Origin of the sequence: Rhodophyticola porphyridii, from assembly GCF_003688285.1 — a bacterium.
Taxonomy (GTDB): domain Bacteria; phylum Pseudomonadota; class Alphaproteobacteria; order Rhodobacterales; family Rhodobacteraceae; genus Rhodophyticola; species Rhodophyticola porphyridii.
Genome location: NZ_RCNT01000001.1, coordinates 698,618 through 710,630 on the forward strand (window position 1 = coordinate 698,618; position 12,013 = coordinate 710,630).

At 65.2% G+C, this 12,013-nt stretch carries 14 protein-coding genes; 7 read left to right on the forward strand and 7 right to left on the reverse strand.

Annotated elements, in window-relative coordinates; translation table 11 throughout:
- Positions 1-34: 34 nt before the first annotated feature.
- From D9R08_RS03580 to D9R08_RS03590, 3 genes are all read left to right on the forward strand, one after another.
- Positions 35-271 (forward strand): F0F1 ATP synthase subunit C, encoded by a 237-nt coding sequence (locus D9R08_RS03580; protein WP_018302205.1) that lies wholly within the window; start codon positions 35-37, stop codon positions 269-271.
- Between the two features lie 79 nt (positions 272-350).
- Positions 351-896: a F0F1 ATP synthase subunit B' gene (locus tag D9R08_RS03585; protein ID WP_121896594.1), complete on the forward strand. Its 546-nt coding sequence runs from the start codon at positions 351-353 to the stop codon at positions 894-896.
- Positions 896-1,465, forward strand: coding sequence for a F0F1 ATP synthase subunit B (locus D9R08_RS03590; protein WP_121896835.1), 570 nt, complete (start codon positions 896-898; stop codon positions 1,463-1,465). The genes D9R08_RS03585 and D9R08_RS03590 overlap by 1 nt, the downstream gene beginning before the upstream one ends.
- Before the next feature lie 119 nt (positions 1,466-1,584).
- Here the strand turns inward: D9R08_RS03590 and D9R08_RS03595 are convergent, their stop codons facing one another.
- Genes D9R08_RS03595 through D9R08_RS03625 form a run of 7 tightly spaced genes read right to left on the reverse strand, consistent with a single transcriptional unit; the run spans position 1,585 to position 7,198 of the window.
- Positions 1,585-2,574 (reverse strand): P1 family peptidase, encoded by a 990-nt coding sequence (locus tag D9R08_RS03595; RefSeq protein ID WP_121896595.1) that lies wholly within the window; start codon positions 2,572-2,574, stop codon positions 1,585-1,587.
- A gap of 1 nt (position 2,575) precedes the next feature.
- The gene (locus tag D9R08_RS03600; RefSeq protein WP_121896596.1) at positions 2,576-2,929 is read right to left on the reverse strand and encodes a hypothetical protein; all 354 of its coding nucleotides are present in this window, start codon (positions 2,927-2,929) and stop codon (positions 2,576-2,578) included.
- The gene (locus D9R08_RS03605) at positions 2,926-3,282 is read right to left on the reverse strand and encodes a cupin domain-containing protein (RefSeq protein WP_121896597.1); all 357 of its coding nucleotides are present in this window, start codon (positions 3,280-3,282) and stop codon (positions 2,926-2,928) included. The genes D9R08_RS03600 and D9R08_RS03605 overlap by 4 nt, the downstream gene beginning before the upstream one ends.
- Positions 3,279-3,836: a hypothetical protein gene (locus D9R08_RS03610; protein ID WP_121896598.1), complete on the reverse strand. Its 558-nt coding sequence runs from the start codon at positions 3,834-3,836 to the stop codon at positions 3,279-3,281. Before D9R08_RS03610 ends, D9R08_RS03605 begins: the two co-directional genes overlap by 4 nt.
- 19 nt (positions 3,837-3,855) lie before the next feature.
- A complete protein-coding gene (locus D9R08_RS03615; RefSeq protein WP_121896599.1) occupies positions 3,856-5,439 on the reverse strand; it encodes an ABC transporter ATP-binding protein in 1,584 nt (527 codons plus the stop codon).
- Entirely contained in the window at positions 5,436-6,260 is an 825-nt protein-coding gene (locus D9R08_RS03620; protein WP_199709219.1) for an ABC transporter permease, read from the reverse strand. Before D9R08_RS03620 ends, D9R08_RS03615 begins: the two co-directional genes overlap by 4 nt.
- Entirely contained in the window at positions 6,257-7,198 is a 942-nt protein-coding gene (locus D9R08_RS03625; protein WP_121896600.1) for an ABC transporter permease, read from the reverse strand. The genes D9R08_RS03620 and D9R08_RS03625 overlap by 4 nt, the downstream gene beginning before the upstream one ends.
- Before the next feature lie 94 nt (positions 7,199-7,292).
- Between D9R08_RS03625 and D9R08_RS03630 the strand changes: the two genes are divergently transcribed.
- The 4 genes from D9R08_RS03630 (at position 7,293) to D9R08_RS03645 (ending at position 11,934) form a co-directional block, all read left to right on the forward strand.
- Positions 7,293-7,598: a hypothetical protein gene (locus D9R08_RS03630; protein WP_121896601.1), complete on the forward strand. Its 306-nt coding sequence runs from the start codon at positions 7,293-7,295 to the stop codon at positions 7,596-7,598.
- 116 nt (positions 7,599-7,714) lie between these two features.
- Complete coding sequence (locus D9R08_RS03635; protein WP_121896602.1) at positions 7,715-8,917, forward strand: aminopeptidase P family protein; 1,203 nt, start codon at positions 7,715-7,717, stop codon at positions 8,915-8,917.
- Positions 8,918-9,024: 107 nt separating this feature from the next.
- Positions 9,025-11,175 carry an esterase-like activity of phytase family protein gene (locus tag D9R08_RS03640; RefSeq protein ID WP_121896603.1) on the forward strand — a complete coding sequence of 717 codons (2,151 nt, stop codon included), beginning with the start codon at positions 9,025-9,027 and terminating at the stop codon, positions 11,173-11,175.
- 108 nt (positions 11,176-11,283) lie between these two features.
- The gene (locus D9R08_RS03645) at positions 11,284-11,934 is read left to right on the forward strand and encodes a hypothetical protein (protein WP_121896604.1); all 651 of its coding nucleotides are present in this window, start codon (positions 11,284-11,286) and stop codon (positions 11,932-11,934) included.
- Positions 11,935-12,013: the final 79 nt, after the last annotated feature.

Consider the following 12,013-nt stretch of genomic DNA (forward strand, 5'->3'; position numbering starts at 1 on the left):
ATCTTAGCCAATTCCAACGTAAGGAGAGACGATCATGGAAGGCGATATCGCAAATATGGGCCAATTCATCGGTGCAGGTCTGGCAGCCATCGGCTCCGGTGCCGCCGCCATCGGTGTGGGCCATGTGGCCGGCAACTTCCTGGCGGGCGCGCTGCGCAATCCGTCCGCGGCCGCCGGTCAGACCGCGACGCTCTTCATCGGTATCGCATTTGCAGAAGCGCTCGGGATCTTCGCGTTCCTCGTCGCTCTGCTGCTGATGTTCGCCGTCTGAGCCACCCGAACCATCCTTACGTCCGGGTCATCCGCCCTGCGCGGGTGGCCCGGTGTAATCCCGGTTCCAGGAGGACAAGATGGCCGATGAAGCCCTTGTAGCTGCAGAAGAAGCCGCCGGTGCGGCGGGCATGCCGCAGCTCGAATTTTCCACGTTCCCGAACCAGATTTTCTGGCTCGTGGTGACGTTGATCGTGATCTACCTGATCCTGTCGCGCATCGCGCTGCCGCGCATCGGGGCGGTTCTGGCCGAACGCCAGGGCACGATCACGAATGACATTGCCGCCGCCGAAGACCTGAAACGTCAGGCTAGCGATGCGGAGGAGGCCTATAACAAGGCGCTTGCCGATGCCCGCGCCGAGGCGCAGGAAATCATTGCCGAAACCCGCGCCGAGATTCAGGCCGAACTGGCCGAGGCCACGGCGCACGCGGATGCCGAGATTGCCGCCAAGGTCGCCGAAAGCGAAGCGCGCATCGGCGAGATCCGGGCCGGTGCGATGCAAAGCGTCGAAGAGGTGGCGCGGGACACCGCGACCGCACTTGTGGCGGCGCTGTCCGAGGGCAAGGCGGATGCGGCCGCGGTGAAGGATGCCGTTGCAGAACGGATGCAGGGAGGAAGCCAATGATGCGCTATGTGATCGCGGTCTCCGTCCTGACGACACCCGCCTTTGCCGCGGGCGAGGACGGCTACAGCAGCTACGACTTCACGTCGCTGTTCAACACCGATTTCGTGGTGCTGATCGGCTTCCTGCTGTTCCTGGCTATCCTGTTCTATTTCAACGTCCCCTCCATGCTGGGCGGGATGCTGGACAACCGCGCACGCCAGATCAGGGCCGATCTGGACGAGGCACGCGCGCTGCGCGAGGAGGCGCAGACGATCCTCGCCAGCTACGAGCGCAAGCAGCGTGAGGTCGCGGCGCAATCCGAACGGATCGTGGCCTCCGCCCGGGAGGATGCCGCGGCGGCGGCGGAGCAGGCCAAGGCAGATCTCAAGGCCTCGATCGCGCGGCGGTTGCAGGCGGCGGAGGACCAGATCGCCAGCGCCGAGCAATCGGCGGTCCGTGACGTGCGCAATCGCGCGGTAGACGTGGCCGTGGCCGCGGCGGCGCAGGTGATCGCGGCGCAGACCACGGCGGCAGAGGCCAACAAGCTGATCGACAACGCCATCACCGAGGTCGAAGCCCGGCTTCACTGAACCGGCCCGGTACCCGACCCTGCAAAAACCCCCGGCAGACCGCCGGGGGTTTTCGTTTTGGGCTGGATGGTGGGCGGGAGGTCTCCGGTGGGAGGTCCTCCTAGAACAGGGAACCGCTGTCAGATCGAAGAAAACCGCGCGGCCCATGTGGGTTGCAAGTCGCCAGTGGCGGAGGTCGCATGATAGACGCCGCGCGCGATGGCGCGCGCAAGACAGACCGCGGCGGCATTGCCAAGGCGGAGCAGATCCGCTTCCGGGGCGTCAAGCGGGGTCGTGCCGGTGGCCGCCGCGAAGACCAGATCGCCATCCATGGGCGTATGGCTGGGATAGATCGCACGCGCCATTCCGTCATGGGCGGCAGTGGCGAGGCGACTGGCCTGGGACTGGGTCAGCCCCGCGTCGGTTGCGACAATCGCGATGGTCGTGGCCTGGCCGCCGCCCTTGACAGGCGCGGGCGCGGCGGGATCGAAACCGGGCGCCGGGCCCAATCCGCCGAACTCGCTCCCGAACTCGAACGGCGCGGCCCAGAAATGCGGGCCGTCGCCCACCGTGACCCGGCCGAGCGCATTGACGGCGACCAGCGCCCCCACCGTGTAGCGCCCGACCTGCAGGGAGGCCGAGCCGAGCCCGCCCTTGAGATCCGCGATCAACGCGCCGGTGCCGGCCCCGGCCGTGCCGAGGGCGAAATCCTCCACCGCGTGGGCCAGCGCGGCGGCCCCAAGCGCCTTGTAGGGGTTTTGCGCCCAGTCCTTCTTTCCGCCGTTGATCAGATCGAACAGGATCGCGGCGGGCACGATGGGCACAGTGACATCGCCGACGGCGAAACCGCGCCCCTCCTTCCGAAGCGCATCCGCCACGCCCGAGGCCGCATCCAGCCCGAAGGCGGAGCCGCCGGACAGAACCAGCGCATCGACCTGCTGCACGGTCTTGTCAGGGGCCAGAAGGTCTGTTTCGCGGGTGCCGGGTGCGCCGCCCATGACATGCACGGCGGCGGTAAAGGGCCTGTCGGCCACCAGCACGGTGCAGCCGGTCTTGATCTCCGCATCGGCGGCGTTGCCGACGCGCAGGCCCTTGATATCGGTGATCAGGTTTCCGGGTCCGGGCTGCATCTCAGGTCTCTCCGCCTGCGGGGATCATGCGCGTGATGGTGCCCCGGAACGTGCCTATGAGCGAAAGCAGGTCCGTAGCCCCGAAGGGGCAGTCCAGGCCCGGATAGGCGGCCGGCAGGATCAACAGAAGGGTGTTTCGCCCGGTTGCCGCCGCACGGATGACCTGCGCGGTATCAGCCCCGAAATAGGGGGTCAGGCGCGCGATGGGCGCGGTGGCGGGGATCACCTCCACATGGTCCAGATCAATCGCGGGCGCCACATCCAGAAGATGGGCGAAGGCCAGCGGCTGGCTTGCGAAATCGCCTGCAAAGGCGGTGATGTCTGCGGGCAGGACATGGCGGGCGAAGCCGGTCATAGGCGCTCCTTCCGAACGGCGGTCTCCGGGTCGCCCGTATTCGGTGTGCCGGCCGGTTCGATCACCAGCAGATGCGCTTCGCTCCGGGCGACCGGGCGATGTTCCACACCACGGGGCACCACGAACAGCTCCCCCTCTCCAAGGGTCACGGTGTGCCCCGGCATCTCGATGTCGATCTCGCCCTTGAGCACCAGAAACAGATCATCGGTCTCCGGGTGGCTGTGCCAGACGAACGGGCCCTCGACCTTCACCACCATGATGTCGTTGCCATTGTAGCCGGCCACGATGCGCGGCGCCCAGTGTTCGGTGAACTTGGACAGCTTGTCCGCAAGATTGACCTTCTGCGATGTCATGTAGCCTGCGCCTTTCCTTCAAGCCTTGCCGTGTCAAGCCGGGCGGCGCGATGGATCGGCCAGAACGCAAGAAGCGCGCCGAGCGCTCCGCCCAGATAGCTTGCCTCATGCATCAGTCCCGCGCGCAGGAAATCCTGCCGCTCCACCCCGTCGGGCGTCTGCAGCGGGTCGAGCCAGCCGGTCGCGGGCAGGGTCAAGCCGGCCAGCAGCCCCAGCATGGCGGCGAAGGCCGCAAGAAACACGACCATTCCGATCGCGCCGATCCCGGCGGCCAGATACGTGCCCGCCCGGGGGATGCGGAAAAGACCGTAAAGAAGTGCCGGTGACCCCACGGCCAGCCCCATCCACCAGCTTGCGCGAAGGCCCACGATGGCCGCGCCAAGACGGTTCCGGGTCGTATCCGGAATGCCCATTTGATCGAATTTCAGGCTGTGGAAGTAATCCGGCCCTACGGTGAAGCTGAGTTGATTGTGAACCGCGCCGAACAGGCCCGCGGCCAGCACCGACAGCGCCAGAAGCACGAAGAAAACCGGGAATTTGCCAAATCGGGTCAACACTGGTCCTCCTGTCGGCTCACATAGCCGCGTTTGTGGTCGCCCGCCCCATGATATCAAGCCTCGGCGCGGCGGCCAGCAGGGTTCGGGTGTAGCTGTGGGCCGGGGCGGTGAAAACCGTCTCGGTCTCTCCTTCCTCCACGATCCGGCCGGCCTGCATCACCAGAACCCGGTCGGTGATCGCGCGGATCACCGTCAGATCGTGGCTGATGAACAGATAGCTGAGATGCAGCCGGCTTTGCAGATCGGCCAGCAGATCGAGGATCTGCGCGCGCACCCGGACATCCAGCGCCGATACCGCCTCGTCCAGAACCAGGATGCGGGGCCGTGTGATCAGCGCGCGGGCAATGGCGATGCGCTGGCGCTGCCCGCCAGAGAATTCATGGGGGTACTTGGCCATGTCCGCAGGCTGAAGACCGACCGATTGCAGCGCCTCGGCCACCCGGTCGCGGCGATCGGGCGGCGGCGCCGCCATCAGATGGAACGGCTCGGCCACCAGCTTTTCGACCTGCCAGCGCGGATTGAAACTGCCATAGGGGTCCTGAAAAACGACCTGAATGCCGGCGCGCAGGTCATTGCGCATGCTGGGCGTGACGGGCTCCCCGAAAAGGCGGATCGCGCCGCCCTGTATCGGGTCAAGGCCAAGGATCGCGCGGGTCAGCGTGGATTTTCCGCAGCCGCTTTCGCCCACAAGGCCCAGACTTTCGCCCTTGTGAAGCTGGAAGCTGACGCCATCCACCGCACGCACGGGATCGCCGCGGGTCAGCCCCCTGCGGGGTCCGGGGTACAGCCGCGAGACGTTTTCCACATCCAGCAGCGGCGCGCGCCCGGCCATTCGCGTCCGGTCCGGCTGATGGGAGGAGGCGGCGAAAAGTGCGCGCGTGTAGGGATGGTTTTGCTGACCGAGAACCTGTGCCGTGGGCCCTTGCTCGACAATCTCCCCATTTTGCATGACGGCCACATGATCGGCCATGTCCGAGACCACCGCCAGATCGTGGGTGATGAGCAACAGGGACATGCCTTCCTCCGCCACCAGATCCTTCAAGAGATCGAGGATCTGCGCCTGGGTGGTCACGTCCAGCGCCGTAGTGGGCTCGTCCGCGATCAACAGCCGCGGATGCAGCGCGATGGCTGCCGCAATGCATACCCGCTGGCGTTGCCCGCCGGAAAGCTCGTGAGGGAAGCGATCCATCCCGATATGGGAAAGACCGACACGGTCCAGCCGGTCGCGCGCGATCCGCCGCGCCTCCGGCCGCGTGGCGGCATCGTGGATCAACAGCGTCTCGGCGACCTGGTCGCCGATGGTTTGCACCGGATTGAGCGCGGTCATCGGTTCCTGAAAGATCATCCCGATCTCGTTGCCGCGCAGGGCGCACATATCGGCCTCGGATTTCGTCAGCAGGTCGATCTCGTCCAGAATGGCCCGCCCGGTGACCTCGGCGCCGTGCGGCAGCAGCTGCATGAGCGCCAGCGCGGTCATGGATTTGCCCGACCCGCTTTCGCCGACAAGCCCGAAAATCTGGCCTTTGCCGATGGCAAGCGACACATCGCGCAGGATCGGCAGGCCGTGGATCGAAAGGGACAGCGCGTCGATGCGGATCATGTCCCCTGCCTCCGCAGTCTCGGGTCCAGCACGTCGCGCAGACCGTCGCCCATCAGGTTGAGCCCCAGCACCATCAGCACGATGGCAAGCCCCGGTAGCACTGCCAGCATCGGGTGGGTGTAGATCATCGTCTGCGCCTCGGCCAGCATCCGGCCCCAGCTTGGCGTGGGTGGCTGCGCGCCCAGTCCGACATAGCTGAGCGCGGCCTCGGCCAAAATACCGAGCGAAAACTGGATCGTGGCCTGCACGATCAGCAGGTTGGCGATGTTGGGCAGGATATGCTCGGCGCTGATCCGCACCTTGCCCTTGCCGGCGGTGCGGGCGGACAGGACATAATCCAGCGTCCACAGGCTGAGCGCGCCACCACGGGCGACGCGGGCAAAGACCGGGATGTTGAAGATACCGATGGCGAGAATGGCGTTGAGCGCGGAAGGGCCGAAAACCGCGGTTATCAGGATCGCGATGACCAGCGAGGGGAAGGCGAAGATCAGGTCGTTGCCGCGCATGATGATCTCGTCGAGAAGCGAGCCCCGCGTCGCGGCGGCGGCAAGGCCCAGGGGCACGCCAAGCGTTATGCCGATGCCCACGGCCACCAGCGCCACCGCGATGGATGTGCGCGCCCCGACCATCAGCATCGACAGAAGATCGCGCCCGAACTGATCGGTGCCAAGCGGGAACTCACCGCCCGCCGGTTGCAGCCGGTTCGCGATGACGAGGTTTTCCACGTCATGCGGCGTCCAGACGAAACTGAGCAGGGCCGCGGCCAGAAACCCCGTCGAGAGCGCCGCGCCAAGCAGCAGGGAGACGGGCAGGCGGATCATTTCCGGCGCAGCCTCGGGTCGGCGGCGGCATAGGCGATATCCACCAGAAAGGTCACCAGAATGACCGCAAAGACCAGCAGCATGGTCACGCTCTCCACTACGACCAGATCCCGCTGTGTGATCCCCTGAAAGATCAGCCTGCCGAGGCCGGGCAGGAAGAAGACGTTTTCGATGATGATCGCCCCGGCCAGCAGAAAGGAGAATTGCAGCCCGATGATGGTAAGCACCGGGATCAGCGCATTGCGCAGCGCATGGCGGATGACGGCCTGCCGCCGGCTCAGACCCTTGGCGCGCGCGGTGCGGATGTAATCCTGCCCGAGTGTGTCCAGAAGAGCCGAGCGCATGACCCGCGCCAGAATCGAGGCCTGCGGCAGCGCCAGCGCGATGGCCGGCAGCGTCAGCGCCTTGATCGCGGCCATCGGATCGGCCCAGCCGGGAAAGCCACCCGCCGAAAACCATTGCAGGTTGACCGCAAAGACCAGCACCAGCAGCATCGCGAACCAGAAATTCGGCACCGCGATGCCAAGCTGGGTGCCGCCCATGATGCCGTAATCGGTGGCCGTCCCGCGCCGCGACGCCGCGATCAGCCCGACCGGAAAGGCGATGGCCGTCGACAGCGCCAGCGCATAGCCCGCAAGCGGCAAGGAGACCCAGAGCCGGTCGAGGATCAGGTCGGCCACCGGCACGCGATAGGTGTAGGAGGTGCCGAAATCGCCGGTCAGCATGCCCGATACCCAGGCCCAGTACCGTTCGGGCAGGGTGCCGCCAAGCCCCAGTTCCTCGCGCAGGGCCGCCACATTCGCCTCGGTCGCGTTCAGGCCCAGCATGAACGCGGCCGGATCTCCGGGGATCACCTCGATCACGAGAAAGATCACCAGACTGGCGGCAACCAGACTGAGGCATAGCGAAATCAGACGGTTGAGAAGATACCGCAGCATATCCCGGAGGTTAGACGGCGGGCGGGGACGGGACCAGAGCAGAGTTGACAGCCCGGGCGGTTCTGCGGCGGAGTGGGCGCAAAGGAGCGGGACAATGACGGGATTGCCTGTATGGGCGCGGTTTGCGCTGATCAACGTGGCGTTGCCATGGTGTATCGCGCTTTTTCTGGCGTGGCTGGATCCCGAGCCCGCGGTCTCCGTCATCTCGGTCTATATCGCGGCGATGCTGATCCTGATCCTGAATGTCGGGCAGATCCGCGCCTCGCCGGAGTGGCGCTGGGTGTTTGGCGTGGTGATGCTGGCCAATCTCGCCTGCACGATGCTGTTCGGCAATGTCGCACTGGCCACCGCGTTCGGGTCGATCCTTCTGGCGCTGCAGGTGCTTTTGGGTCTTGCCTGACCGGGCAGGATTGCGGCAGGCTTGCGCGATGGGACGATGGCGTCGTCCGGTCCGCGCGTTCGGCGGGCCAAGGTTTCGCCCTGAACGCCGGGGCCTTCTGAACAGGAGGGTCCGCCATGGAGCGCCCGGAATTCTACAGCTTTCACAACGGTGAAAAAGCCGCGCTGCCATTTTCGCAGACGGAGTACGATACCCGCCTGATGGGCCTGCGCACGATCATGGATGCCCACGGGGTCGAGGTGGCGGTGCTGACCTCGATGCACAACATTGCCTACTACTCGGGCTTTCTTTATTGCGCCTTCGGGCGGCCCTACGGCCTTGTGGTAACCGCGGATCAGGCGGTGGTGATCGCCGCCGGAATTGACGGCGGCCAGCCGTGGCGGCGCTGCGCCTGCGATGCGCTGACCTATACCGACTGGCAGCGCGGCAATTTCTGGCGCGCGGTGCTGTCCGTAACCGGAACCGCCCGGGTCGCCGGGTATGAGGGCGATCACATGACCCTTGCCGCGCGGCAGGCGTTTTCCGATACGCTGGCGCCCCGCGATACGGTTGATCTCGCGCCGATGACGATGCGCCAACGGATGGTGAAATCGGCAGCCGAACGCGATCTGATCCGCGCCGGCGCCGCGGTGGCGGATATCGGCGGGTGGGCCATGAAGACCGCCATCCGGGAAGGGGTCCGCGAAATCGAGGTGGCGATGGCCGGACGGAACGCGATGGAGCTGGAAATCGCCCATCGGTTCCCCGATGCCGAATACCGCGACACATGGGTCTGGTTCCAATCCGGCCTCAACACCGACGGGGCGCATAACCCGGTGACGGGGCGCAGGTTGCAGCGTGGCGACATCCTGAACCTTAACGCCTTTCCAATGATCTCGGGCTACTATACCGCGCTGGAACGCACGCTGTTCCTGGGTGAGGTGGATGACGCCTCCCGCGCGATATGGGAGGCGAATGTGAAGGCCCATGAGCTTGGCATGTCCCTGATGCGGCCGGGCATCCGCTGTTCTGAGATCACCCGGGAGATCAATGACTTCCTCTCGGCGCGCGGCCTGCTTCAATACCGGAGTTTTGGTTACGGCCACTCCTTCGGCATGTTGTCCCACTACTATGGCCGGGAAGCGGGGCTTGAGCTGCGGGAGGATATCGACACGGGCCTGGAGCCAGGCATGGTGATCTCCATGGAGCCGATGCTGACCATCCCCGAGGGGCAGCCGGGCGCGGGTGGGTATCGTGAGCACGATATCCTGATCATCACGGACGAGGGTGCCGAGAACATCACCGGGTTTCCCTACGGTCCGGCGCATAACGTGGTCTGACGGGCCGCCTGTGCCCGGCATTTCATGAAACCGATACATTTCCGTTACGTCAGGGTCATGCGACCGCGCGAGGAGGATCCGTCACAGCAACTTGGGGAGCCTTCTGCATGACCACGCGTTTTCTGACCCTGACATCGGCGCTTGCGCTTATGGCGGGTCCCGCATTGGCAGACATGAATTTCAACCGTATCGCCTCGTTCGCGATTTCCGAAAACAGCCCTGAGGCCGCGGAAACCTCCGCCGAGATCATTGCGGCAACCGGCGACGGGATGACGCTGGTCTATACCGACAGCCCGCTGGAAGCGCTGGGGTTCATCGACATCACCGACCCCGCCGCGCCGATGCCTGCCGGGATCATCGAACTGGATGGCGAGCCAACCTCCGTCGCGGTGGTGGGCAATTATGCGCTGGCCGGTGTGAACACCTCTGAAAGCTATACCGAGCCGTCGGGCTATCTCGTCGAGATTGACGTCACCGACCGGCGCGAGCTTGGCCGCTGCGACCTGCCGGGGCAGCCCGACTCCGTGGCGATTGCGCCGGATGCGTCCTTCCTTGCCGTAGCGATCGAAAACGAGCGGGACGAGGATCTGGGCGACGGCCGCGTGGGCCAGATGCCGGCCGGATCGGTCGTCATGGTGGATCTCACGCCCGACGGGCTGATCGCCTGCGACACGCTCCGCGTGGCCGATATCACAGGCCTGGCGGAGGTCGCCCCCGAGGATCCGGAGCCGGAGTATGTCTCGATCAACGGCGAGGGCGAGGTGGTCGTCACGCTTCAGGAAAACAACCACATGGTTGTGCTGGACCGTAACGGCGCGGTGCTGAGCCATTTCTCCGCCGGGGCCGTCGATCTGGACGGGATCGACGTGGAAGAGGAAGGCGCTTTCGTCTATGACGGGCGTCAGCCGGGGCGGGTCCGCGAACCCGATGCGGTCGCATGGATCGACGACACCCATTTCGCCACCGCCAACGAGGGCGACATGGATGGCGGATCCCGCGGGTGGACGATCTTCAGCCAGACCGGCGACGTGGTCTACGAAAGCGGCACCTCATTCGAGGAGGCGATCATCCAGATCGGCCACTACCCCGAGCGCCGCTCGGGCAACAAGGGCGTCGAGCCCGAGAGCGTGACCTTTGCCGCATTCGGCGGCACGTCGATGGTTTTCGTGGGCGCCGAACGCGCCTCGATCGTGGGCGTCTACGATGTAAGCGACCCCGCCAGTCCGGTGCTGACGCAGCTTCTGCCCTCGGGCATCGGGCCGGAGGGGTATGTCACCATTCCCGAACGCAACCTGCTTGTGTCCGCGAACGAGGTGGATGGTCTCGAAGACGGGGCCGCGCGCGCCCATGTGATGCTGTTCGAATATCAGGATGCCCCGGCCAGCTATCCGCATCTGAGTTCGGCCAACATGGCGGAGCTGACCGGATGGGGCGCGATTTCCGGGCAGGTCGCGGGCGACGATGGCCTGATCTACGCGGTCAATGACAGCTTTTATGCGATGCAGCCGTCGATCTTCGTGATCGACCCCTCGGAACGTCCGGCGCAGATCGTCGATGCGATCCGGGTGACCCGGGCCGGCCAGCCGGCGCAGTTGCTGGATATGGAAGGCATCGCGCTGGACGGTGAAGGCGGCTTCTGGATCGCATCGGAAGGGCGGACCGACCGGCTTGTGCCCCATGCGCTCTACCATGTCGGGGCCGATGGTGAGATCGCGGATTACGTGCCACTGCCCTCCGAATTGCAGGCGGTGGAACGCCGGTTCGGGTTCGAAGGCATCACCCGGGTCGGCGACATCCTGTGGATGGCGGTGCAGCGGCCCTGGGCCGATGACCCGGAAAATCACACCAAGCTGGTTTCCTACAATCTGGAAACCGAGGAATGGGGTGCGGTTCTCTATCCGTTGACCGAGCCCGCGACCGGTTGGGTCGGTCTCAGCGAGATCGTGGCCCATGGAGAGCATGTCTATGTCATCGAGCGTGACAACCAGATCGGTGCGGCGGCGGTGACCAAGCGGATCACGCGTATTCCGCTGGCCCAGATGCAGCCCGCGGCGCTCGGCGGCGATCTGCCGGTGGTGACGCCGGAGCCGGTGGTCGATCTCATTCCGTATCTGACCTCCACGGGCGGTTTCGTGCTCGACAAGGTCGAGGGGCTGGCGATCATGGCGGACGGAACCATGTGGGTGTCCACTGACAATGATGGGGTCGATGACCATTCCGGTGAAACGATGTTCTTTGCCATCGACGGCGATATGTAGCCATTTCCGATGACGGCCGACCCCTCGCTGCGTTCCGTGGCGGGGGGTCTTTTGTTGCACTGGTGGAAAAGCTACACCTGTTCATGAACAGGGCAGATAGGAAACACCATGCTGATCAGACTGAAAGATTTGAAATCGCTCGATGCGGTCGCGTCGGATGAGAGCCGTCACAACGTCACCGATCTGTTCGTGGGCAAGGACCACAGGGTCACCCATGTGGTCGTTGATATCGGCAGTTGGTTCGAGCGGCAGAAATGCGCGATGCGGATCACGGTTTTCGAGCAACCGGATGTGGCCGAGGGCGTCTGGCCGGTGAAGGTTGCCGCCGCCGATGTGGAGGCCGGCGAGGTCGTGGCGGCCCGTGCGCCCGAAGATGCCGAGGTCGAGCCCGGGATGCTGAGCCAGGCCGAATGCGAACTGGCCGATGCCCGCAGCAGCGCCGATCTGCACCGGGTGGGCAGATTGCTGGATGCCGACGTGATGGGCAGCGACAAGCTGGCCGGCAGCCTGATGGATGTGATCGTCGACACCGACGGCTGGCATATCGCCATGCTGGTGATCCATGCGGGTCCGACGGATATGGAACATCAGCGGGTGATCCCGGTGGGCATGGTCGCCGATATCGACTGGTCGACACCCCGGATCACGCTGAGCTGCCCGGAAAGCACCGTCGACAGCAGCCCGGAACTGCATGAGATGGGCGACCGGATCGAAGGCAAATGGTACAACAAGGTTCTGGGGTATTACGGGCTGGGTTGAGCCGCCCCGGAAACTGCAGCGGCTCCCCCGGTTTTCCGTTCGGCGCAATCGCCGGGCGGGGAACAAATCCGCCCTGTTC